Origin of the sequence: Pelagicoccus enzymogenes, from assembly GCF_014803405.1 — a bacterium.
GTDB classification, from domain to species: domain Bacteria; phylum Verrucomicrobiota; class Verrucomicrobiia; order Opitutales; family Opitutaceae; genus Pelagicoccus; species Pelagicoccus enzymogenes.
Genome location: NZ_JACYFG010000007.1, coordinates 162,071 through 184,702, shown reverse-complemented (window position 1 = coordinate 184,702; position 22,632 = coordinate 162,071). Strand labels below are relative to the sequence as shown.

The following is a 22,632-nucleotide window of genomic DNA, read 5'->3' as shown; positions in this document are numbered from 1 at the left end:
AAGCCTCCGCTTGAGCAGGCTCTGGAGGGACCGGTTCCACCCGGTCCGCTTTCGCGCAAGCCCGCTTTCCCAGTCGCTACCCACGAAAAAGCCGCCCCGGACGAGGGGCGGCTCGGAAAGTGTCAGCGGCGCGATGCGCTACTTGACCTCAACCGGAGGCAGGTTCCAGATCTCGGAAGCGTACTGCCCGATGGTCCGGTCCGTAGAGAACTTGCCAACGCGAGCGGTATTGAGGATCGCCATACGGGCCCAGAGCTTCTTGTCCTTAAATGCCTCGCCCACGCGGTCTTGGCATTCGATGTAGGCGCGATAGTCGGCCAACGCCTTGAAGGGGTCCCCTCCGTCCAGCATGCTGTCGCGAACGGGCTTCAACACATCCGGTTCGTCCGGCGTAAAGTAGCTAGAACCAATCCAATCGACCACCGCCTTGAGTTCTTCGTCGGCGTGGTAGTAGGAGAACGGATCGTAGCCTTTCACGTCGAGCGCCTGAACCTCGTCGACGTTCAAGCCGAAGATGAAAATGTTGTCGTCGCCCACTTCCTCGCCGATCTCGATGTTCGCTCCGTCGAGCGTGCCGATGGTCAAGGCCCCGTTCAAAGCCAACTTCATGTTGCCCGTGCCGGATGCTTCCTTGCCCGCGGTGGAGATCTGTTCGGAAAGGTCGGCGGCTGGAATGATCTTGGCCGCTAGGGAGACGCGGTAGTTCGGCAGGAAGACAACCTTGAGCTTACCCTTGATACGCTCGTCCGCGTTGATGACCTTGCCCACCGAATTGATAGCCTTGATGATTCGCTTGGCCAGCTCGTATCCCGGAGCGGCCTTGGCGCCGAAGACGAACACGCGCGGAGCTATGTCCAAATCGGGGTTGTGCAGCAAGCGGCGGTAGAGCGTGAGGATATGCAGCAGATTGAGGTGCTGGCGCTTGTATTCGTGCAAACGCTTGATCTGCACGTCGAACAAGGCGTTGGGATCCACCTCTACGTGGCACAGTTCCTTGATCGTCTTAGCGAGCTCGACCTTGTTCTCGTATTTGATTTTCATATACGAGTCCTGGAAATCCGCGTCGTCAGCGTATTTTTCCAGCCCACGCAGCGCATCGAGGTTCTTCGGCCAATCCGAGGGGATCTTCTTACTGTCAATCAACTTGGAGAGCTTCGGATTGCAGGCCAACAACCAACGGCGCGGCGTGATACCGTTGGTCATGTTGGTAAATTTATTTGGATACAGGGCGTTGAAGCTCGGGAAAAGCACGGTTTTGAGCAGTTCTGAGTGAATTGCAGCAACGCCATTCACCGTATGGCTTCCCACCACCGCGAGGTGAGCCATTCTCACCATCTTGGGATGGCCTTCCTCGATGAGGGAGAGATCGCGCTTCATCCAGTTGTCGCCCGGCCAACGGTCTTCGATGGTTTCCATCAAGCGGCGGTTGATCTCGAAGATGATTTCGAGGTGGCGCGGCAAGACCTTCTCGAAGAGCGGAACGCTCCACTTCTCGAGCGCTTCCGGGAGTAGCGTGTGGTTGGTGTAGGCAAAGGTTTTGGTGCTGATCTCCCAAGCCTTGTCCCAGGAGAGCTGATGCTCGTCGACCAAGATACGCATGAGTTCTGCAACGCCGATAGCCGGGTGCGTGTCGTTGAGCTGGATCGCCACCTTGTCGGCAAATCCGTCCCAGCTCTCGTTGTTCTTGAAGTAGCGACGGATGATGTCGTGCAGCGAGCAAGAGACGAAGAAGTACTGCTGCACGAGGCGCAGCTCCTTCCCGTTCTCCGTCTTGTCGTTTGGATACAGGACCTTCGAGATCGTTTCGCCGATCGCCTTCTCGCGGATCGCCTCCACGTAGTCTCCCTTGTTGAACTCGTCCAAGTCGAATTCCTCGGAGGAACGCGACGACCAAAGACGCAGGAAATTGACGGTCTTCGTGTCGTAACCGGCAATGGGAATGTCGTAAGGCACGCCTTGGATGGTCTTGGTATCGACCCAAACAGGACGCGGATCCCCCTTCTCGTCGAACTGGGTTTCTACGCGTCCGTAGACCTTGAGCGTCTGCGTGTACTCAGGACGAACGATGTCCCACGGGGTGCCGAACATCTTCCAGCTGTCGGGCTTCTCGATTTGGTGGCCGTTCTGGAAAGCCTGCTTGAAGAGGCCAAATTCGTAGTAGATCCCGTAACCGATCGCTGGCAAGTCGAGGGTCGCAAGCGAGTCCAGGAAACAGGCAGCAAGTCGACCGAGACCACCGTTGCCCAGTCCCATGTCGAGCTCCTCTTCCACGATCGCATTCCAATCCACGCCGAGCTCCTCGACGGCGGCGCGAGCCTCGTCGTAGACGCCGGCGCTGTACATGTTGTTCACCAGCATCCGGCCCATCAAGTACTCCATGGAGAGGTAGTAGCAGCGGCGGACGTTCTTCTGGAAGTGGGTTTGCTGCGTCTGGATCATGTTGTCCACGATCCGGTCGCGCACGGCGAGGGAAATACAGGTCCACCAGTCGCGCTTCGTCGCAGCCGACGGATTGTGCGCAAGAGTGTACTTGAGGTGGTCGAGGATCGCTTGCTTCATGTCGCCCGGGGCGGAAGCTGCGGATTTCTTGGCGGCCTTTTTCGCGGCCGGCTTCTTTTTTGCAACAGTACTCATTTTCAATTCAAAAGTGGTTGATAATGAAAGGCTCCTTCTAGGACCTTTCTAGGGAACTACACAAAGGCAAAATAGTAAATAATGACCCCCGAGGGAGCCCTCCCGCCAAAGCAAACCCCGCGCCGTTTTTTTCGGCGCAAATTTGCCATATAGAAAGACCAGCCTTAGCTAGGATCGTGGCGAGTTTCAGCTTTCCCACCCCAGAGGCTAACAACAATGTCCCTCACAAAGCCTAGAAACCTAGGACAGTTCATACTTCGCCCCAGAACGCCCCTTCCGCTCACCCCTGTAAACCTATGAGTACCAACGCCTCGACCAAACTAAGCTTTCGCGAAAAAGCTGGGTACAGCCTCGGAGACGCCTCCGCGAACTTCATTTTCCAGATGTTCATCGTCTTCCCTACTGCGTTCTACGTCGACGTCATGGGAATCAGCGCCGCCGCCATGGGAACGATGCTTTTGCTGGTCCGCTTCAGCGACGCCATCACCGACCCCATCATGGGTTATATCGCGGACCGCACCAATACCCGCTGGGGCAAGTTCCGCCCTTGGCTGCTCTGGTCCGCCATCCCCTTCGCCCTGCTCTTCTGGGTCGCCTTCACCGTGCCTGAGGGAATGAGCGACAGCGGTCGCCTCTGGTACGCCGCCATCACCTACACCGTGCTCATGATGGCCTACACCATGAACAACGTGCCCTACTCGGCCCTCAACGGAGTGATGACGAGCGACGGCATCGAACGCACCAGCGTTTCCAGCTACCGCTTCTTCGCCGCCATGGTAGCCGCATTCTTCGTGCAAGGCTTCACCTTGCCGCTCGTCGACAAGTTGGGCGACGGCGACGACGCGAAGGGCTGGTCCTTGACCATCGGGATCATGGCCGTCACCTCCATCATCTTCTTCGTCATCTCCTTCTTCAGCGTCAAGGAACGCGTCCAGCCACCCAAGAACCAAAAGCCGGACCTCACGCAAGACTTCCGCGACATCCTTAAGAACCGCCCTTGGCTCGCCATGTTCGGCATGACACTCTTCGTATTCATCACCCTCGCCTTGCGCGGAAATGCTGGATACGTGCACGCGAAATATTATCTCGACCCCGACGCCCTGCGGGCCTTCATCGATAGCCTTGGACTGGTGGCGACTCCCGAAGCCCTGCAAAACCAAGGTATTGGATTTTGGATACTCGACCTATTCGGTTTGATCATCACGCCCGAGGCAAGCCCTACGTCTGTCGGATTCAGCCTCTTCAACATGATAGGAAGCCTGGTGAGCATTATCGGGGTACTTGCCGCCAAGCCGCTGGCCCGCCTCTTCGGCAAAAAAGCGGTGTTTACCGTTGGCCTCGCACTCGCTGCGATGTTCCAATCCCTCTACTTTTTCATCGGCCCTGAGGATATCTCAATGATTCTCCTGCTCACCTTGCTGACGAGCATGTCCTACGGTCCAACCATTCCGCTCCTGTGGGCCATGATCGCGGATACCGCTGACTACGGAGAATGGAAACACGGACGTCGTTCCACCGGCTTCGTTTTTGCAGGCATGGTTTTCGCGCTCAAGGCTGGCCTCGGCATCGGCGGAGCGCTCGCCGGATGGCTCCTCGCCATGTATGGATACACTCCCGAAACTGCAAGCCAACCGGAAGTGCAGCTCGGGATCCGCAAGCTGCTCGGTTTCTACTCGGGCGGATTCTTCGGAGTCGGCGTGCTCTTCATGCTCTTCTACCCGATCACCAAAAAGGTCGCCCACACCATGGAAGAAGAGCTCAAGCTACGCCACAGTACCCAAGATGCTTAACCCCATTTCGCTATGCGACCTATACGCCTACCCATTGCCCTCCTAATCTTCAGCCTCGGCCTAGCCGCCTCCGCTCTTGCAGAGGACGGTTACCGCTTGTGGCTTCGTTACGAGCCCATCGCCGACGCTTCCCTAGCAAAAAGCTACCGGAGCTCCATTGGCCCCATCGAGGCCGTGGCCACGAGCGACACCGCGAAGATCGCCCTCGCCGAACTGGAACGCGGACTCGAGGGCCTCCTCGGGGGCGAGCTAAAGCGCACCGGCGCCACACTGCTGGTCGGCACCGGCGACGCCAAGCACATCGCCAAACTCAAGCTCGACCTTTCCGGACTCGGCGAAGAAGGGTACTTGCTGACGCGTCACAAGAAAAACCTAGTCATCGCCGCCAACACGGACCAAGGCGTACTCTACGGTGTATTCGCTTTCCTAAGACAATTGCAAACACAGCGACCGCTCGAAAACCTGCACGTGGAAACGAGCCCCAAGGTCGACCACCGCTTGCTCAACCACTGGGACAACCTCACCCGCACCGTGGAACGCTCCATGGCGGGCGCATCCATCTTCAATTGGTTCGACCTGCCCTACTACGTCGAGCCGTACTACCACGACTACGCGCGAGCCTGCGCCTCCGTGGGCATCAACGGCACCGTTCTCACCAACGTCAATTCCAACGCCACCGTTTTGCGTCCCCAATTTCTCGAAAAGGTTGCAGCCCTCGCCGATACCTTCCGCCCTTATGGTATCCAAGTTTACCTGACAGCTCGTTTCAGCGCTCCCGTCGAAATCGGCGGCCTCGAGACAGCCGATCCGCTCGACCCTGCGGTCATTGAATGGTGGACCGACAAGATAAACGAAATCTACACCTACGTACCCGACTTTGGCGGCTTCGTGGTAAAGGCCAACTCCGAAGGCCAGCCCGGTCCTCAGTCCTACGGCCGCGACCATGCCGAAGGCGCCAACTTGCTCGCCCGCGCCCTCGCTCCTCACGGCGGTTTCGTCATGTGGCGGGCCTTCGTCTACGACTTCGAAATCAAAGAAGACCGACACAAGCAGGCCTACACCGAATTCACGCAGCTGGACGGACAGTTCGAGCCCAACGTTTCCATCCAAACGAAAAACGGGGCCATCGACTTCATGCCCCGCGAGCCTTTTCACCCGCTTTTTGGCGCCACTCCCGAGACGCCCCACACCCTCGAGCTCCAAATCACCCAAGAATACATGGGAGGTGACATCCATCTCGTCTACCTCGCTCCCATGTGGGAAGAAACGCTGGAAGCCGACACCTTCGCTCGCGGAGCTGGCTCGACCGTGGCAAAGGTCGTAGACGGCAGCGTGTTCGGGCACGAGCTCACCGCCATTGCGGGCGTCGCCAACATCGGCAACGAACGCAACTGGACCGGGCATCCGATGGGAGCCTCCAACTGGTACGCCTTCGGACGCCTCGCTTGGGACCATCAGCTCAGCTCCCAAGAAATCGCCGACGAGTGGACTCGCATGACATTCGGCAACGCCCCTGACGTCGTTGCCACCATCGAAGAGATGCTGCTTGAATCCCATCAAACCGTCGTCGACTACTCCATGCCTCTCGGCCTGCACCACATCATGTATCCTGGCCACCACTACGGCCCAGGCCCCTGGCACGACCAAGGACGGCCCGACTGGACCTCCACCTACTACCATAACGCCTCCGAGGACGGAATCGGCTTCGACCGCACCGCTACCGGCAGCGACGCTCTCGGCCAATACGCTCCCGAGGTAGTGGAAAAGTGGGGCACGCCAGAAAGCATCGAAGACAAGTACCTGCTTTGGTTTCACCACCTCGACTGGGACTACGAAATGAAGTCCGGCAAAACGCTTTGGAACGAGCTTTGCCTCACCTATCAGAGCGGCGTGGACCGCGTTGCCGAGATGGGCCAGCAATGGGATAGCTTGCAAGGCAGCATCGACGCCCAGCGCCACGCCCGGGTCGCCGCTCTGCTCAAGCGGCAGCTGGAGGACGCCAAGTTCTACAAGGACGCTTGCCTAGCGTACTTTCACACCTTCAGCCAGCGTCCTTACCCCGCTGGCGTGAACGCGCCTGAGTATCCGCTCGAACACTACAAGAACTTCGAACTCTACCACGTCCCCGGACACCCCGGCGAACAGTGGTAGCTTAGGAAACGTCTGGAGGGACCGGTGCCACCCGGTCCGCAATGGACAATCAGCAATAGGCCTAGACCCACCAGACACAAAAAAGGCCGTTACCCAAAACGGGAAACGGCCTCCAAGACTGTCTAAAAAAGTGGTTATACGCCTTCCTTCATGCGGCGCCTCAAGACGAGGATGATTGCGATTCCTACACCCAACATCGCAAACGCCGAACCAGAGTCTGGAACCTTCACGTCCGCTTGTCCCGGCTCGCCGTCCACCGTGACATGTGAAATGCCGAGGAACTGCCCGTTGCGCTTGTGGACGATCCCGTCTTGGTAAATGCGAATCGCGTCGTAGCTGCTCGAGTTATTGAAAAGTTGCAGGTCACTGGCGTCCCAAAGCATAGCAAACAAGCCACCCGCGGCCGACCCCGAACTGCCCGCCTTCAATCCAATGCCTGTCAAAAACGGCTTCGGATTGCCGGCCCAAGTCAATTGCACGAACTCGCCAAGCTGGTTGTCCACCCCGAATAGGAAATCGAAGATGCCAGCTCCCGAACCGCTTTCGCTGCTCGGCGCGTCCAGCTTGTAGAAGTCGCTCTGCGGATTGACGTCCGAAAGCGTCGCCGTCGAGTTGTCCAAGACGAAAGGCATGTTGATCGCGCTCGCAACACTCGCGAACGAGCAAACCAAGCTTGAGGCAAGGGCCAAGCGAACGGACTTTTTTAAAAAACGGAAAACTGTGCAGGTCATTCCCGTCAAATCGACTTTTCCAGCGGTATATTGAGGCGCACCCCAAATTTTCACCTGTTTCCCAGCTCCCAATAGACATTAATCTCCTGAATTTGACTGTCCGATTTTTAAGTTCGGCTTAAGGGGGCAAATAAGGACAAAACGGTAGAGTTTTACGCAACCAAATGTAAATCGTCGTGTACTGTCAGTCGTTCGCCTAATAAATCCCTCTCTATCCCTCACGTGAATGCCCGCAACTTCATCGCTGGGCTGATCCTAGCATCAGTCCCCTCACTAGCTTTTTCGCAGGGCGGCGACTCGTCTAGCGAGCCCCCCCTATCCCTGCGGTCCGCCATCGAAAAGGCCCTCGAGCAAAACCTCGGACTGCGAATCCAAACCCTCGCGCCGGACATAGCCGAGGAGGCGGTTATCGCTCAAGAAGCGAGCTTCGACCCCTCCGTCTTTTCGCGAGCCAACCTCAGCCAAAGCGATCTCGACTGGGAAGACTCCAACGGCGCCACCCGACAAACCACTTCCGACTCCCGATCTTATTCGCTGGGCGTCACCAAACGAATCAAAACCGGAGCTCAGGTCACCGCCAGCGCCAGCCAGTCACGCAGCGACGGCTCCAGTTTCAACTCCGAGCTCGGCCAACTGGTCGGCGGATCCCTCAGCGAGCGAGCTTCTCTGTCTCTCGAATTCACCCAGCCGCTGCTACGCGACTTCGGCAGCGAGGTGAACCTGGCCCCCGTCCGCCGGGCCAAGTCCCAAGCTCGAGTCGCCGATTTGCGCACTCGCAACGCGGTGCTCAACCTGCTGCAGCAAATCGAGAACGCTTATTGGCAACTCTCCGACGCACACCAACGCCGCAACCTTCGCCAATCGAACCTAGAACTTTCCGAGCGGCTGCTGGAAGAAGCCCGCGAACGCGAACGGCTCGGCCTCGCGACCAGAATCGAAACCTTGCAGGCTGAAGCCAACCTCGCCCAACGCAAAGAGCAAATCATCCGCGCCGAGCAAGCCATCCGCGAGGCGACTGACGCCCTCTACGCCGCCATGGGCGTGCTCGACGAAACCATGGCCCTCGATCCCCAGCTCTCCGTTTACCCGCTTCCGGAATCACGGGGAGAGCCCCCCTCCTTCCAAACGACTCTCGACACCGCCATCGAACGCAACTTCGACGCTGACATTCAGGAGGAAGTCCTCGAACAGCTAGAACAAGACCGTATCCTCGCCCGCAATAGCGAACGCCCTCAGGTCGACCTCAGCCTCTCCAGCTCCTACAACGGACTCTCCCCCGAGAGCGGAAAGGACGCCTTCAGCGAAGCCTTCGACCGTCGCGGCGACGACTGGGGATTACGTCTGAGTTTCAACCTCCCGTGGGGAGCCCGAGCCGCCAAGTCCAACCTTCGCCAAACGCTCTACCGCATCGACCAGGAGGAACTTCGCCTCGCCGAGATCAAGCAGGACTTGCTTCGCTCCGTGCGCTCCGCTTGGCGAGACCTCGACGCCTCTCGCCAGCAACTCGCAGCCGCTAAAATCGTCGTGCAACTGCAGGAGGCTACCTACGAGCAGGAGACCAGCAAGTACGAGGAAGGACTGTCTACCATCCGCACCTTGCTGGAAACCCAACGAGACTTGGACCAAGCAAAGCTCAGCCTCCTAGACGCCCAGCTCGCAACCGTGCAAGCCGAAATAACCCTCGCCCGAGTCGAAGGCAGCCTGCTCGATCGTCACGGCATCGAGTGGAACGACACCCTCACCTCCGAAGAGTAACCGTATCCCTTTTCCCACTACCCGAATCCTCCCTATCCCATGAAAAAACGATATTGGATATCCGCCCTCGTCCTCATCGGTCTCGGCATTGCCGGGGCCAGCAAATTCAAGAAGGGAGACCAAACGACTGAAGTCACCGTCGAAAAGGCCAAGGTCGGCGACATCACCAGCCTCGTAACTGCCACCGGCAAGGTATTCCCCGAAACCGAAGTCACCATCTCCTCCGAAGTCGCCGGCGAAATCATAGAACTGCCCGTAAGCGACGGACAGCTGGTCGAGAAAGGCGACCTCCTCGTTAGCGTCAATCCAGACCGCCTAGAAGCTCAAGTGCTACAGCAAGAAGCAGCGCTGAGGGCCAGCAAGTCGAATTCCTCCGAATCGAAAGCTCGCATGCTGCAGGCCGAACTCGACCTCAAACGGCAACGCAACCTCTTCGAAAAAGGCTTCGCCACCCAAGAGCAACTCGACGAAGCGGAGACCAACCTCGAAATCAGCCAAGCTTCCTACCAAGCGACTCTCTCCCGCATCGAACAACAGGAGATGCAGCTCAAGGAAGCCCGCGACTCCCTCGCCAAGGCTTCCACCTTCGCCCCCATCAGCGGCACCATAACCTCCCTCACCTCCGAGCTCGGAGACCGCGTCGTCGGCACCGGCCAATTCGAAGGCACCGAAATCATGCGCGTAGCCGATCTCAGCCAAATGGAGATTCGCGTCGACGTGAGCGAATCCGACATCGTGCAGGTCAAGATCGGCGACCCAGCCACCATCGAAATTGAAGCCCTGCCTAACGAGGAATACAAAGGCGAAGTCACCGAGATCGCCAACTCTGCAACCGGCGGACAAAACTCCAGCGACCAGCTCACTACCTTTCAGGTCAAAGTTCGCCTACTCGATCCCAGCGCCAAGATTCGCCCCGGCATGACCGCCACCGCCGACATCAAAACGCAAACGGTCAAAGGCGTCGTCAAAATCCCACTACAAGCCGTCACCGTACGCTCCAAGGACGAAGTCGCCAAACAGCTCGGCGAGGAGCAGGAAGCCGAGAAAGAGGAAACCTCCACGAAAGGCCCCGGCGGCGAAAGCAATTCCCGCCGCCGCGATAACCTCGAACGCGTCGTTTTTCTCTACAACGACGACAACACGGTCACCCTCGTCCGAGTAGAAACGGGTCTCGCCGACAATCGCTCCATCGAGATCAAGTCCGGCGTTTCCGACGGACAACAAATCGTCACCGGCGGCTACCGCGTCCTCACCCGGGAACTCGAAAACGGCAAAACCGTCAAGATCGCGGAGAACAAGAAGGACAGCAAATTCCAGAAACCGTCCAAGTGAGCCAAACCATCATCCAGATCACCGGAGTCAAAAAGATCTACGACCTCGGCAAGGCTAAGGTTCACGCTCTCGACGGTGTGGACCTAAAGATCTACGAAAACGACTACGTCGCCATCATGGGCCCGTCCGGCAGCGGCAAGTCCACCCTCATGAACATGCTGGGGTGTTTGGATACGCCCTCCGAAGGCCAGTACTACTTCGGCGGCGAAGACGTAGCCATGATGGACGACGATTCGCTCGCGGACATCCGCAACCGCCGCATCGGCTTCGTCTTCCAATCCTTCAACCTCCTTCCCCGAGCCACCATCCTGCGCAACGTGGAACTGCCGCTCGTCTATGCCGGCATTCCGAAGAAGGAGCGCGCGGAGCGAGCCAAGCACGCTCTCACTCAAGTCGGTCTCGGCAATCGGGTCGAACACCGTCCCAACGAACTTTCCGGTGGCCAGCGCCAACGTGTCGCCATCGCGCGGGCTCTGGTCACCGAACCTTCCATAATCCTCGCCGACGAACCAACCGGAAACCTCGACTCCAAGACTGGAGAGGAAATAATGGAGCTCTTCGAAGGTTTGTATTCGAAAGGCAATACTATCATCCTCGTGACTCACGAAGAAGACATCGCCCAACACGCCCGGCGCCTAGTCCGCCTGCGCGACGGCATCGTGGAGAGCGACGCCGCTATCCCGAGATAACAACCGCTCCTCCCCCCTCATCACTCACCCTTCATCCTTGAATTGAAACGCTCAAAAGCCAGACGCCTAATCAATGACTTTGAAGAGTCCGCCCGTATCGCCGGAGAACAACTCTCCGAGCACAAGGTACGCTCCCTTCTGACAGCGTTGGGGGTAATCATTGGCGTCTGGGCCGTCATTCTCATCGGCGTCGGTATGAACGGACTGGATACCGGATTCAAGAACAGCCTCAGCATGCTGGGAGACGACCACTTCTATATCGAAAAATTCCCTTGGAGGGACGTCGGCGACGACTGGCGCACCTACATCCGCCGCCCGAATTTCGAGACCCGTTACGCGGAGGAGATGAATGAGATCATCGACAACACCCCCAATTCGGGCTTGCTGCTAGCGGTCCCGACCGTCGGTTTTCGTCGTAGCATTTCCCACGCAGACCGGTCCGCGAACAACATCCAGTTTACCGCCACGACATCGGATTTTGGATACGTCAACACGGCTGATCTCGCCGCCGGACGCTTCTTCACCCCGACCGAGGAATCAAGCGGACAAAACGTGGCAATCCTTGGCTCCGGCGTGGTCAAAGCTCTCTTTCCCGACGAGGAAGACGAGGTGCTCGGCAAGCGGGTTAAGATCGCAAACATCCAGTTTACGGTGATTGGCACCCTCGAGGAACAAGGAGCCTTCCTTGGCCTGCAGAGCTTCGACAACCAAGCCATAATCCCCCTTCGTACCGCCCGCAAATTCTTTGTCGGGGGTCGTCGCTGGAACGGCACCTCCATCCGAGTCGTCAAGAAGCCGGAGACCGATCGCGACCTCGCTCGCGACGAAATTATAGGCGCTATGCGTCGGGTCCGAGGACTCTTGCCGGGCGAAGAAAACGACTTCGAGGTCAACGCCTCCGACGCCGTAGAGGACACCATCGGCCCCGTAAAAGCAGGTATCGCCGTCGCCGGATTCGTCATCACCGGACTCGCTCTTTTCGTGGGCGCCATCGGCATCATGAACATCACCTTCGTCAGCGTGAAGGAACGCACCAAGGAGATCGGCACCCGCCGCGCCATCGGCGCTCGCCGCAGCTCTATCCTGACGCAGTTTCTCATGGAAGCCGTGTCCATTTGCTTGCTCGGCGGACTCGTCGGGCTACTCCTCGCCTTCATCTCGAAAGCGGTCCTCGATCATTTCGCGCCCAACTTTCCCGCGAGCTTCTCGATCGAGCTCATGATCCTCGCCGTGTCCCTTTCCGTCACTACTGGAATCCTTTCCGGCTTTATCCCCGCCTGGATGGCCTCTCGCTTGGAGCCCGCCAACGCCCTGCGCCATGAGTAGAAAGCCCAAGCGTCGATCCATACTCCTCAGCGACCTCGTCGAGCAGGCATTCGCCTCGCTCGGAGCCAACATGCTGCGCTCCTCGCTCACTATTCTCGGAGTATCCATCGGCGTCTTTTCCGTCGTCGGCGTAATGACCGCCCTCTCGGCAGTTCGCCACAGCATCGACACCAGCCTAAACGTATTCGGCGCGAACGTACTGCAGATCACCAAGGATCCCGGCATTCAGCTCGCCCCCGGCCCTAGACGTCGCGCCCGAGGTCGCGAGCCCATTTCTCCTCAGCAAGCCGAGTTCTTTAAACAGGAAATGGACGCCCTCGGCATTCCAACCACCCTTTCCGCAAGCGACGGAAACGAGCGAGCCAGCTACCGAGACTACAAGACGCAACCGCGTATCCGTATTATCGGGACAAACGAAAACTTCCTCCTCACCAACAAATACGAGCTCGATTTCGGCCGCAACATCACGCCCGCCGACATCGAATTCAACCGTCCCGTCGTTGTCATCGGTCGCGAGATCCTAGACGAGCTTTTCCTCCACGAGGACCCCATCGAAAAACAGATCAACATGGATGGGGAAAAGTACATCGTGGTGGGCGTCCTCGCCGAACGAGGAGAAATCTTCGGCCAATCCATGGACGGCATCGCCCTTATTCCTCATTCGAAATTCGTGGAAAACAATTGGCACCGTCGCCGCAGCATGGAAATAGCGATTCAAGCTGACTCCGTCGACAAGCTGGCCGACGTCGAGGACATGGTGATCGGCAAGATGCGCATGGCCCGCGGACTGGAACCAGAGCAGGAAAACGATTTTGAGATAACCTCCAACGAGGCCCTGCAAGCTGCCTTCGCCGAGATCGCCGTGGTAGTCGGCACCGGGGGCCTGCTCATCAGCGGTATCGCTCTCGTGTGCGCCGGTATCGGAATTATGAATATCATGCTGGTTTCCGTAACTGAACGCACGCGCGAGATCGGCGTGCGCAAATCCCTCGGGGCCCGCAAAAAGAGCATCTTAGCCCAATTTCTGCTGGAGGCCGTCTTCCTTTCCGAAGTGGGCGCCGCGATCGGCATTTCCATAGGCATTCTCGTCGGCAACATCATCGCCACTCAATTCAACGCCACCATGATCATCCCATGGTTCTGGATCGGCGCCGCGGTCGGCATCTGCTCGCTCATCGGCATCGGCTTCGGCTTCGTCCCCGCCCTGCGGGCCGCCAACTTGCACCCTGTCGAATCCTTGAGGCACGAGTAGCGGAATTCCTAGTCTTTGGTGGGCCAGCCGCTCCGCGGGTGGCATCCAGTGTCAACGCCCGCGGAGCGGCCGTTCCACCTGAGCCTCTACAAACTCTAAAAACCAAACTCTTCCTGGCACTCCTCGCTCGGTTCCTCGAGCAGCTTGCGCAAGAAGAGCGGGCGGTGGATTTTCGTCGGTCCGTTGTCCAAAATCGCCGTGCGATGCAAAACGGTGGCGTAGCCTTTGGAGGAGGCCAAGTCGTAGTGAGGATACTCGCAGTCCAGGGCCATCATGATGCGGTCGCGCGTCACCTTGGCGACGATCGAGGCCATGGCGATGCAGAGGGCTGTGGAATCGCCTTTGACCACCGCTTGGTGCGGGTAGCCGAGGTTTTTCATCGGCTTGCCGTCTACCAAAATTTTCCAGCGCGAAAGGGTTTCGGGCTGATCCTCGTCGTCCGCCATCTGCTCGAAAAGCGGGTCCGGCTCGTGCGGCAGGATGTTGCCCGCTTCCAAGGTCTCCTCCACCGCTCGTTTCATTGCAATTTGGGTAGCGCCAAGGATGTTGTGGTCTTCGATCTCGCTAACGGTTCCTCTTCCCACGCCGATGAAGATGCGGCCTTCCCGCTCCAGCCAGCGCAATTTGGCGTAAAGGTCCTCACGCTGCTCCAGAGTGAGCAGCTTGGAATCGTTGATGCTCGACGCGTTGCGCTTGCACCACTCGCTGTCGTAAAAGTCCCTGCGAGCCGCGACCGCCGCCGCCACCACCGGCCCCGCCAAGGCGCCTCGCCCGGCTTCGTCCACTCCGATCAAGCCCACCTTCTTTTTGAGGAACTTGCGATCGTAGGCCCTGAGGCGATGCGACTTCATTTACGCACCCCCCGGCACAATCCTCGATAGCTAGACTGTAACCAATCTACCACTACCGCTTAAAAACTGTCTCCTTGGGTTTCTTCAATGGCAAGCGATCGAGCATGCCAGCCGCCTCCACTACTTGGTAGGACGTTTTGAAGTGCAGCTTGGCGAACTCTCCGAGTCGCTCCGGACCGAACTTGTGCAATATCTCCGTCGCTTGCTCCTTCACTTTGGCGCTGGCTCCCTTGGCCAAGGTGTCGCCAAACTTCTTGGACAAGCCGTCCATGTAGCGAACGTATTCCGCGCGGGCTACCACCGAAGCGGCAGCCACCACTGGATCCGCTTCCGCCTTGGTCTGCATGCGCAGGTCGAACTTCGGATCCTTGAAATAACGCCCCACCAAGTTTTGCTTGCTGAATTGGTCCAACATTCCCCAGGGCACGCGCTTCTTGCCCAGAGCCGCCGTCAACGACTTCGCATGCTGCCAAGCCAGCAACAAGTTCAGGTTCGCCCGCGGCTTGCCCATGAGCTCGTTGTACTTGGTCATCCCGCAGAAACAGGTTTCCACGGAGATCCCCTTCGTTTCGCGGATAATCTTATCCAACTTTAGGATACGTCCGTCAGTGATCGTCTTCGAATCGCGAATCCCCGCCTTGATCCAAGCGTCGATGTGCACCTTGTCGGCGATCACGCAAGCGGTGATAACCGGGCCAAACAAGTCCCCCTTGCCGCTTTCGTCCATGCCGGCATGCGACTCGAACCATTCCGGGTGGTAGACCTCGTCATAGCCAAAGCGGGCTTCCCCCAGCACTTCAGGCTCGAGGGTATTGATGATGAAATCTTCCGTTTCCTTGCCCTGCACCACGAGCTTGCCGCTCTGGTAGCCAACCACGTTCACCTTGTTTCCCTTGAAGCCGAATTGGGCGTACTCCACCTCGTAGGGTTCCCACATCTTCATCTCTAGGATATGCTGGAGCTTGTCCAACTGCTCCTGAGAGAGCTTGTGGGTGTACATCGTTTTCTTCTTGGGTTCGTCCGGGTCGACGACTGCTTTCTTTTTGCCTCTGGCCATCAATATCTTGCTTCGAAACAGCTAGGCAGAGCCGACGGGGTTTGAAAATCAAAAAGTAGCCCCACCTTCTCCCGTCGCGAAATCGGGAAATCCTTCCACCCGTATACTTTGCGATGCCTACCACCCCCTTACAGAAGCTGCTGACCGGACTGGCCCTGCCCTTGCTTTTCCTTTGCGGCGGCCACGCGATCCAGGCGAAGACGCCCCCCGAGGGCGTCGTCCCCGTAGAAAATTTCGAGCTGGAACGCTACCTCGGCCTCTGGTACGAGCTCGCTCGCACCGACAATCGCTTCGAACGCGGACTCGATAGCGTTACCGCCGAATACACCCTCAAGGACGACGACAGCATCCGCGTCTTCAATCGCGGATGGGACGAGGAGAAGAAAAAGTGGAAAGAGATAGACGGCCGCGGATACAAGATCGGCGATCCGGAGGAAGGCACCCTCAAGGTCACCTTCTTCTGGCCCTTCTACGCCGGATACCACATTTTCGAGCTCGACCACGAAGGTTACCAATACGCCCTCGTCAGCGGCGACAACCACAGCTACATGTGGCTGCTCGCCCGCACGCCCCAGCTGCCGCAAAGCACCATCGATTCCCTGATGGAAAAGGCGGAAGCAGCCGGCTTCGACACCGAGTCGCTCATCTGGCTCGACCACAAAACCGTGCACCCCTCCCTTTTGGGAAAGTAAGGGATCCCGCCGGAGATCCGATCACCGCGACACGCCCCAAAAAAGCTAGCCCTCGCGCTGGCCATCGACCACTGTGCCTCCCGCATGCCCATCCAGCCCCTGTCCGACAACGCCGACACCTTCCGCTCCGCCTTGATCGAGTGGTACGACGCCAACGCCCGAGACCTGCCGTGGCGCCGCTCCCCATCGACCTACAAGACCGTAGTGTCCGAATTCATGCTCCAGCAGACGCAGGTAAAAACGGTGCTGCCCTACTTTGCCGCTTGGCTGGAAGCCTACCCTGACTTCGCAAGCCTCGCCGCCGCCTCAGAGGAGCAAGTACTCAAAAGCTGGGAAGGCCTCGGCTACTACTCGCGAGCGCGAAACCTGCACAAACTCGCTCAACAAGTCGCCGCCATCCCGGAAGACAAACTTCCTACCGACGCCAAAAGCTGGCTGCAATTTCCCGGCGTCGGCCCCTACGCGGCAGCCGCCATCTGTAGCATCTCCTTTTCCGACCCCTCCGCCGTGGTCGATGGCAACGTAGTTCGCATCCTCTCTCGTCTCACCGCCGACCAATCCGACTACAAGAATTCCACCGACGCCGCCAAAGCCTACCGCGCCCTCGTGCAAGAGCTGCTCAATCTCGAGCGCCCCGGCGACCACAACCAAGCGATGATGGAGCTCGGAGCCACTGTCTGCCACAAGCAGTCGCCCAACTGCCTGCTCTGCCCCGTACGTTCGCTCTGCCAAGGCTACGCGCAGGGCATCGCCGAAGACCTGCCTCGCCTCGCCAAGACAAAATTCGAGGAAGTCACCGTCAACCGAGCCTGGATCAAAGGAGAAAAGGGCATTCTCCTGCACAAGATCCCAGCCGACGCAAAACGCATGAAAGGCCTGCACGAGTTGCCCGACCTTGCTTTGCTGGAAATCGCCGTTCCAAAGAAAAAGCCCCGTCTCACCCGCAAACGCGGCATCACCAAGTACCGCATCACCGAACGCATCCACGCCCTTTCCGCCGACCGACTGAAGGCAGCCCCGCCAGCCGATCACGTCTGGGTTGCTCCCGATGACATTCCCGATCTCCCTTTCTCCGGGCCGCACCGCCGCTGGATCACCGAGCTGCTTGAAGCCGAAGTCTAAACCTCTTTGTGGGAACTCACACCCTCCTCCAAAAACGCGACAAGCCGACGTCTCTTGCGAGGGCGTCGGCCTGCTGAATCGACTCGTGGAAATTCCGTTTTTGAAGTATCGGTATTCCGTTTTTTACTATCGTTAACTCCTTGAGTCTGATTGCTTCCTTTAATCGGAAAACCCGCCACCTCGCTGAAGCATTTTTGGCTCCTTTGTAAACCTAGGGGGCATGGTATAAGCTACGCGCGTCACGTCCAGCGCTGCGACTCATCCATCGCTTCCCAAAGAGGTTACGCAGGGGAAAAATCTTTGCCCCGCCTCCCGCGGAAGCTTGTTATTCTGACGACCCAGCGCTTATTTGCCGCTCACTAACAACCAACCACCTATTGTGAAAGACCCGCTTTTCAACTGGCTCGACCACCGCGCAGCAGGAGTACTCCTCCATCCAACCTCCCTTCCCGGCGAATACGGAATCGGAACCCTCAACGACCATTGCTACCGCTTCCTCGACTTCCTCGAAGAAGCTGGCTTCAAGTACTGGCAAATCTGCCCTCTCGGTCCCACCGGCTTCGGCGACTCGCCCTACCAGTCTTTCTCCTCCTTTGCGGGTAACCCATACCTCATCTCGCTCAACGCCCTCGAAGCAAAGAACCTGATCGAACGCGATATCCTGGAGGAGCTCAAGTCGCTGCCCAACGGCTTCGTCGACTACGGCGGCCTCTTCAACGCCAAATGGCCCGTTCTTGACGCCGTCTACGAAACCTTCGTGCAAGGCAACAAGAAGATCCGCCCCTACGGCTCCTTCACCGCCTTCAAGAAGAAACACTCCGCATGGCTCGAGCCCTACGCCTACTTCCAGGCCCTCAAGGCTCACTTCAACGGCAAGCCCTGGTACGAGTGGCCGGAAGAAGTCCGCTCCTTCGCCAGCGCGCAAGACTACCCGCTACGCAAGGAGCTGGAACGCAAGATCGACGCTGAAATGTTCTTCCAGTACCTCTTCGAGGGACAGTGGCAGAAAGTTCGCGAGTACGCCAACAACCGCGGCGTGCAAGTAATCGGCGACATTCCCATCTTCGTAGCCCTCGACAGCGCCGACGTCTGGCAAAACCCAGAGTACTTCCAACTCGATCCCAAAACCTTCCGTCCCATCGCAGTCGCTGGCTGCCCGCCCGACTACTTTTCCGCGGACGGACAGCTCTGGGGCAATCCGCTCTACGACTGGGACGCCCTCGCCAAGGACGGCAACTCTTGGTGGATCAAGCGCCTCAAGCGCTGCTTCGAACTCTACGACGTCGTCCGCATCGACCACTTCCGCGGCTTCGACTCCTACTGGAGCATCCCCTACGGCTCAGAAACCGCCCGCACCGGCGAATGGAAAAAAGGCCCTGGCCTCGACTTCTTCAAGTCCATCAAGAAGAAGATCAAGAACTGCAAGCTGATCGCCGAGGACCTCGGAGACCTCACTGACGACGTCCGTATCCTTCGACGCGATACAGGCCTGCCCGGCATGGCCATCCTGCAATTCGCCTTCGGCGGCGAAGGAGACAATTTCTACCTTCCGCACAACCTCCAGTCAAATTCTGTCCTGTATCCAGGAACGCACGACAACAACACCTCCCTCGGCTGGTACGCCGAAGCGTCCGACAAGGAGCGCGACCACATTCGCCGCTACCTCCGCGTGGACGGCAGCGAAATCGGCTGGGACCTGCTCCGCACCGCCTACAAGAGCGTCTCCAAGCTCGTAGTCGTGCCCATGCAAGACCTGATGAGCCTCGGCTCGGAAGCCCGCTTCAACACGCCCGGCGAAGCCATCGGCAACTGGACCTGGCGCTACCTTCCCCAGCAGCTGCAAGCCCTACGCGGCGACACCGCGGCCTACCTGCGAGACGAAGCCGAAGTCAGCTACCGAGACGGCTCGCCTGCTGTGAACACCATTTAGGCATCTCCGTAGGGCGCGGAGCTCGCGCCCTACCGTCAGGCCCCTCGCTCAGATAGCGATCTCACCCTTGGTGAGCCACGCAAGGGCCGCGCCTTCGGTGGAAAACTGCCGCATGTGCGACTTCTTGCAGTCAAAGAACTCGCTGAAGTAATTTAGATAAGCAGACGGAACGGGCTGGAGATTGTAAATCGCGCTGCGGATCGAGTTATATTCGGCGAGAGCTTCCTCTCGCCACTCCTTGATCAGCAACATGTTTTTTCGAGTGAGGGGAATCTCGATCTCCTCCACGTCGGTGGAGGTGATCACCCGCAAGTTGCGGTCATAGGAGCTATTGGCTTTCAATAGCTGAAAATGCATTCGCACCGCTCCGATATCGATCCGTTTACCCCAACTCACTCTGAGCAGGCGACGGTCGGAATAGTACGTATGCAAAGCCATGACAAGTTGGATTAGTGCAGACAAGGTAGCTGCTTTCAACCTGAACGCAACTAGGCACCGCCTCTTTCAAACTTGTATTACAAGCGAGGTCCTCAGTCTTCGTCGTAGTCGGCCATCTGGTAGATCGCCTCGCAACAGGACTCGGTCTCGTCCTCTAGGACGTAATGCCCCGCCTCCAAATAGCGGAACGCGGTGGCATCCGGCAAAAAGCGACGCCAGCGCTCGTAGAAGTGCAGGTTGAAACAAAAGTCCTTGCCGCCCCACAGGATCGTCACGTCCCGCTCTCGCAACTTGAGAAGCTTGTTCTCCACCTCCAGCAAGTCGTTGAAGCTGCGATGGGAAACGTGCATGGGAATATCCTTCACGAACTCGTAAACCGCCCGGCGATTTCCCCAAGTCCGATACGGCAGCAGCATGCCTTCCTTCACCGTTTTGCTGAGCGGCTTCTTCTTGACCGACATCCAAGCGGCCGGCCCTGCGAACCCGTTCAAGCCTTGCACCAGGAACTTGCCGAACAAGGGGTTGCGGCAAAGCGAAATGCGAGCCGGAATGCGGGAGTCCACAAAGGCAGCCGTATTCAATATCGTGACACGACGCAGCTTTTCGAATCGCTGCAAGGCTGCTCCCAGTCCGATTACCCCACCCCAATCGTGCACCACGATGTCAAAGCGCTCCAAAGCGAGATGGTCGATCAGCTCACCCAAATCTTGGATACGCTGCTTGATGCGGTACGAGTACTTTGAACCGGGTTTGTCGCTCAAGCCGCAGCCGATGTGGTCCACAGCAATACAGCGAAACTTCGGGCTCAGCTTCTTGATGACGTTTCGGTAGTAGAAGGACCAAGTCGGATTGCCATGAACCATGAGCACCGGAAAGCCTTCGCCTTCGTCCACATAGCTCATCTCGAAGCCGCAGCTAAGCTTCAATCGCTTGGGCTCGAAAGGATACTCCTCCTTCAAGCTGTCTGGAATCGTCACTACGCTCACCACTCCACCCCCATCATCAAACAATTCAAGCCGCTGCCAATGCCCAGCAATGCGACCTTGTCTCCAGCTTTTACCGCCCCGTCTTCCGCAGCCTTGGCCAAGGTGATCGGCAAAGCGGCGGAGCCAGTGTTGCCGAAGGTCCGGTAGCTGGAAAAATCCTTGGCGTGGTCCAAGCCGAGCGTATCGAAAAGCAAGCGCTGGTGTGCCGCTCCTACCTGGTGGCAAACGATGCGGTCCGCCGTCGACTCGTCCCAGCCGAGCTCGCCCTTGAAGGCTTCCCAAGTGCGTTTGGCCAAGCCCACACCCGCTTGCAGCATCTCCTCGGAATCGGTCTGCATTTCCAAACCGCCACCCGCAGCGCTGGAGTCGCCCTTGCACAAGTCGTTGGCCGACGTATCCGCCATCACACTACCACCCAAGATACGGTGTCCGTTGGGCGAAAGCGATTCGTGGCAAACCACCGCCGCCACCGCTCCGGCTCCTATCGTCAAGTTGGCGAAAAACGGCTTAATCGATTTACGAGTCAGTTCGCGCTCCAGCAAAATCTGGATGGTACGCTCCAGCAGCGGCTTACCATTTTCGCCGGAAACCACCACTCCCGCCTTGATCTGCCCCGAGTCGATCATGGAGCTGAGCAAGCTGATGGAATTGAGGAATCCCAAGCACGCATTGGACACATCGAACACTTGCACCGTCGGACTCAAGCCCATTAAGCGATGAGCGAAGGATGCCGTGGCCGGCTCCAACATGTCGCGACACACCGAAGAGTGGATACAAACTTCCATCTGCTCGGGCGCCAAGCCGGAGGCGGCAATTGCCTTGCGCCCGGCTTCCGCTGCGATCTCGGACGGACGCACGTCTTGGTCCCAGAAGCGTCGTTCCTTGATCCCAGTCATCAGCTCCAATCGTCCCTCCGGAAGCCTCAAACGCTGGTAAAGCGGCGCCAGCTTTTCCTCGATCAACTCGCTCGACCAAGCGGTCGGCGGCGAAACGTAGGAAAGCGAATCTATAACTGCGGAGCGAACCTTCATACCGTAACGCTGAGCTTTAGCCAGCGACCTCCCTGCAAGAGCAAAACCATCACGACCCCTTCTCTTCCGGGCGCATGGCCAGCTTGATCACTTCCGCGTCGAAGTAGTTGATGCCCATGCCCGCGTCGAGCGTGATTCCCGAACCGTTGATGCCGCTCGAGCGATCGCTCAGCAGAAAGACCGCTGCGTTCGCAACTTCTTGCGTATTCAATGCTTGCTTACGGAAGGTCAGCTTTTCGCTAAACAAGTAGCTCTCCGCGTAACCAGGAATCCCCGCTGAGGCGCTCGTCTTGAGCGTGCCAGGGTTCACCGTATTGAAGCGTACGTTCGTGTCTTTGCTGAAGGACTTGGCGAGGAAGCGTATCGAAGACTCCAAAGCCGCCTTCACAGGCGACATGTATCCATAATTCTCCGCAGTTATCGTTAGAGAGGAAATGCTGATCGCCACCACCGACGCGTCGTTGTCGAGGTAAGGCTTGAAGGCGTTCGAAACCTCGACCACCGAAAAGGCGGAAATTGCAGTGGCCTGCAAGAAGTCCTCCCGATTGGTTTCGTGGAAGGGCTTGAAGCCTTCGCTGTAGTTGGCGAAGGCGATGGAGTGCACGATGCCATGCAGCGTGCCGAAATCGCGGCCCACTTCCTCGGCGAGCTTCACGATTTCATCCTTGTTCTCCACGTCGCAAACGTAGACCGGACGGTCCTTGAGCAACTTGGCGGTGCTTTCCTTGCGAGCTTCGGAGCGCACGCTGAAAATGACATTCGCCCCTTCCTCTTCCAAGGTCTTGGCGATAAACCAAGCCACGCTCTTGCGGTTGGCCACCCCCATCACGAGGATGTTCTTTCCTTCTAGATTGAGAAATCCCAT

18 protein-coding genes are annotated in these 22,632 nt (G+C 58.1%); 10 read left to right on the top strand and 8 right to left on the bottom strand.

Translation table 11 applies throughout. The annotated features are described in order from the left end of the window. Positions 1-138: 138 nt before the first annotated feature. Positions 139-2,634 (bottom strand): glycogen/starch/alpha-glucan phosphorylase, encoded by a 2,496-nt coding sequence (locus IEN85_RS06750; protein ID WP_191616321.1) that lies wholly within the window; start codon positions 2,632-2,634, stop codon positions 139-141. A 296-nt stretch (positions 2,635-2,930) separates the two neighbouring features. On the opposite strand from IEN85_RS06750, the gene IEN85_RS06745 reads away from it, so the two are divergent. Beyond that, on the top strand, positions 2,931-4,424 hold the full coding sequence (locus tag IEN85_RS06745) for an MFS transporter (RefSeq protein ID WP_191616320.1): 1,494 nt from the start codon (positions 2,931-2,933) through the stop codon (positions 4,422-4,424). A 12-nt stretch (positions 4,425-4,436) separates the two neighbouring features. Beyond that, entirely contained in the window at positions 4,437-6,575 is a 2,139-nt protein-coding gene (locus IEN85_RS06740) for an alpha-glucuronidase family glycosyl hydrolase (protein WP_191616319.1), read from the top strand. Positions 6,576-6,709: 134 nt separating this feature from the next. Here IEN85_RS06740 and IEN85_RS06735 read toward each other — a convergent pair whose 3' ends face one another. Beyond that, the gene (locus IEN85_RS06735) at positions 6,710-7,207 is read right to left on the bottom strand and encodes a VPDSG-CTERM sorting domain-containing protein (protein WP_191616318.1); all 498 of its coding nucleotides are present in this window, start codon (positions 7,205-7,207) and stop codon (positions 6,710-6,712) included. 321 nt (positions 7,208-7,528) lie between these two features. Here IEN85_RS06735 and IEN85_RS06730 point away from each other — a divergent pair, with 321 nt between their 5' ends. From IEN85_RS06730 to IEN85_RS06710, 5 genes are read left to right on the top strand one after another with little or no spacing between them, the layout of a single operon-like run. Continuing rightward, positions 7,529-9,061: a TolC family protein gene (locus tag IEN85_RS06730; protein WP_191616317.1), complete on the top strand. Its 1,533-nt coding sequence runs from the start codon at positions 7,529-7,531 to the stop codon at positions 9,059-9,061. A gap of 39 nt (positions 9,062-9,100) precedes the next feature. Then, positions 9,101-10,393 (top strand): efflux RND transporter periplasmic adaptor subunit, encoded by a 1,293-nt coding sequence (locus IEN85_RS06725; protein WP_191616316.1) that lies wholly within the window; start codon positions 9,101-9,103, stop codon positions 10,391-10,393. Then, positions 10,390-11,082, top strand: a complete 693-nt coding sequence (locus IEN85_RS06720; protein WP_318186589.1) for an ABC transporter ATP-binding protein — start codon at positions 10,390-10,392, stop codon at positions 11,080-11,082. Before IEN85_RS06725 ends, IEN85_RS06720 begins: the two co-directional genes overlap by 4 nt. Before the next feature lie 42 nt (positions 11,083-11,124). Beyond that, positions 11,125-12,408 (top strand): ABC transporter permease, encoded by a 1,284-nt coding sequence (locus IEN85_RS06715; protein WP_191616315.1) that lies wholly within the window; start codon positions 11,125-11,127, stop codon positions 12,406-12,408. After that, positions 12,401-13,660, top strand: coding sequence for an ABC transporter permease (locus IEN85_RS06710; protein ID WP_191616314.1), 1,260 nt, complete (start codon positions 12,401-12,403; stop codon positions 13,658-13,660). Before IEN85_RS06715 ends, IEN85_RS06710 begins: the two co-directional genes overlap by 8 nt. A gap of 95 nt (positions 13,661-13,755) precedes the next feature. On the opposite strand, the gene IEN85_RS06705 is transcribed toward IEN85_RS06710, so the two are convergent. Together IEN85_RS06705 and rnhC are read right to left on the bottom strand one after the other, a co-directional pair. Beyond that, on the bottom strand, positions 13,756-14,511 hold the full coding sequence (locus tag IEN85_RS06705; RefSeq protein ID WP_191616313.1) for a ribonuclease HII: 756 nt from the start codon (positions 14,509-14,511) through the stop codon (positions 13,756-13,758). Between the two features lie 52 nt (positions 14,512-14,563). Next, positions 14,564-15,568 carry a ribonuclease HIII gene (gene rnhC / locus IEN85_RS06700; protein WP_191616312.1) on the bottom strand — a complete coding sequence of 335 codons (1,005 nt, stop codon included), beginning with the start codon at positions 15,566-15,568 and terminating at the stop codon, positions 14,564-14,566. Positions 15,569-15,681: 113 nt separating this feature from the next. Here rnhC and IEN85_RS06695 point away from each other — a divergent pair, with 113 nt between their 5' ends. The 3 genes from IEN85_RS06695 (at position 15,682) to malQ (ending at position 19,312) form a co-directional block, all read left to right on the top strand. Then, complete coding sequence (locus tag IEN85_RS06695) at positions 15,682-16,260, top strand: lipocalin family protein (protein WP_191616311.1); 579 nt, start codon at positions 15,682-15,684, stop codon at positions 16,258-16,260. 84 nt (positions 16,261-16,344) lie between these two features. Then, the gene (locus IEN85_RS06690) at positions 16,345-17,382 is read left to right on the top strand and encodes an A/G-specific adenine glycosylase (RefSeq protein ID WP_191616310.1); all 1,038 of its coding nucleotides are present in this window, start codon (positions 16,345-16,347) and stop codon (positions 17,380-17,382) included. A 379-nt stretch (positions 17,383-17,761) separates the two neighbouring features. Further along, positions 17,762-19,312: a 4-alpha-glucanotransferase gene (gene malQ / locus IEN85_RS06685; RefSeq protein WP_191616309.1), complete on the top strand. Its 1,551-nt coding sequence runs from the start codon at positions 17,762-17,764 to the stop codon at positions 19,310-19,312. Positions 19,313-19,360: 48 nt separating this feature from the next. Here malQ and IEN85_RS06680 read toward each other — a convergent pair whose 3' ends face one another. The 4 genes from IEN85_RS06680 to IEN85_RS06665 all read right to left on the bottom strand — a co-directional run bounded on the left by IEN85_RS06680 (position 19,361) and on the right by IEN85_RS06665 (position 22,632). Beyond that, entirely contained in the window at positions 19,361-19,750 is a 390-nt protein-coding gene (locus tag IEN85_RS06680) for a hypothetical protein (RefSeq protein ID WP_191616308.1), read from the bottom strand. A gap of 92 nt (positions 19,751-19,842) precedes the next feature. Continuing rightward, a complete protein-coding gene (locus tag IEN85_RS06675; RefSeq protein WP_191616307.1) occupies positions 19,843-20,736 on the bottom strand; it encodes an alpha/beta fold hydrolase in 894 nt (297 codons plus the stop codon). Further along, on the bottom strand, positions 20,733-21,767 hold the full coding sequence (locus tag IEN85_RS06670; protein WP_191616306.1) for a 3-oxoacyl-ACP synthase III: 1,035 nt from the start codon (positions 21,765-21,767) through the stop codon (positions 20,733-20,735). The genes IEN85_RS06675 and IEN85_RS06670 overlap by 4 nt, the downstream gene beginning before the upstream one ends. A 49-nt stretch (positions 21,768-21,816) precedes the next feature. Next, complete coding sequence (locus tag IEN85_RS06665; protein WP_191616305.1) at positions 21,817-22,632, bottom strand: enoyl-ACP reductase FabI; 816 nt, start codon at positions 22,630-22,632, stop codon at positions 21,817-21,819.

Excerpts from the sequence above, each read along its gene's own strand:
- IEN85_RS06745 (WP_191616320.1), top strand. The coding sequence starts at position 2,931 with ATGAGTACCAACGCCTCGACCAAACTAAGCTTTCGCGAAAAAGCTGGG.
- rnhC (WP_191616312.1), bottom strand. The coding sequence starts at position 15,568 with ATGGCCAGAGGCAAAAAGAAAGCAGTCGTCGACCCGGACGAACCCAAG.
- IEN85_RS06725 (WP_191616316.1), top strand. The coding sequence starts at position 9,101 with ATGAAAAAACGATATTGGATATCCGCCCTCGTCCTCATCGGTCTCGGC.
- IEN85_RS06705 (WP_191616313.1), bottom strand. The coding sequence starts at position 14,511 with ATGAAGTCGCATCGCCTCAGGGCCTACGATCGCAAGTTCCTCAAAAAG.
- IEN85_RS06740 (WP_191616319.1), top strand. The coding sequence starts at position 4,437 with ATGCGACCTATACGCCTACCCATTGCCCTCCTAATCTTCAGCCTCGGC.
- IEN85_RS06735 (WP_191616318.1), bottom strand. The coding sequence starts at position 7,207 with ATGCCTTTCGTCTTGGACAACTCGACGGCGACGCTTTCGGACGTCAAT.
- IEN85_RS06680 (WP_191616308.1), bottom strand. The coding sequence starts at position 19,750 with ATGGCTTTGCATACGTACTATTCCGACCGTCGCCTGCTCAGAGTGAGT.
- IEN85_RS06750 (WP_191616321.1), bottom strand. The coding sequence starts at position 2,634 with ATGAGTACTGTTGCAAAAAAGAAGCCGGCCGCGAAAAAGGCCGCCAAG.
- IEN85_RS06665 (WP_191616305.1), bottom strand. The coding sequence starts at position 22,632 with ATGGGATTTCTCAATCTAGAAGGAAAGAACATCCTCGTGATGGGGGTG.
- IEN85_RS06695 (WP_191616311.1), top strand. The coding sequence starts at position 15,682 with ATGCCTACCACCCCCTTACAGAAGCTGCTGACCGGACTGGCCCTGCCC.
- IEN85_RS06710 (WP_191616314.1), top strand. The coding sequence starts at position 12,401 with ATGAGTAGAAAGCCCAAGCGTCGATCCATACTCCTCAGCGACCTCGTC.
- IEN85_RS06670 (WP_191616306.1), bottom strand. The coding sequence starts at position 21,767 with ATGAAGGTTCGCTCCGCAGTTATAGATTCGCTTTCCTACGTTTCGCCG.
- IEN85_RS06690 (WP_191616310.1), top strand. The coding sequence starts at position 16,345 with ATGCCCATCCAGCCCCTGTCCGACAACGCCGACACCTTCCGCTCCGCC.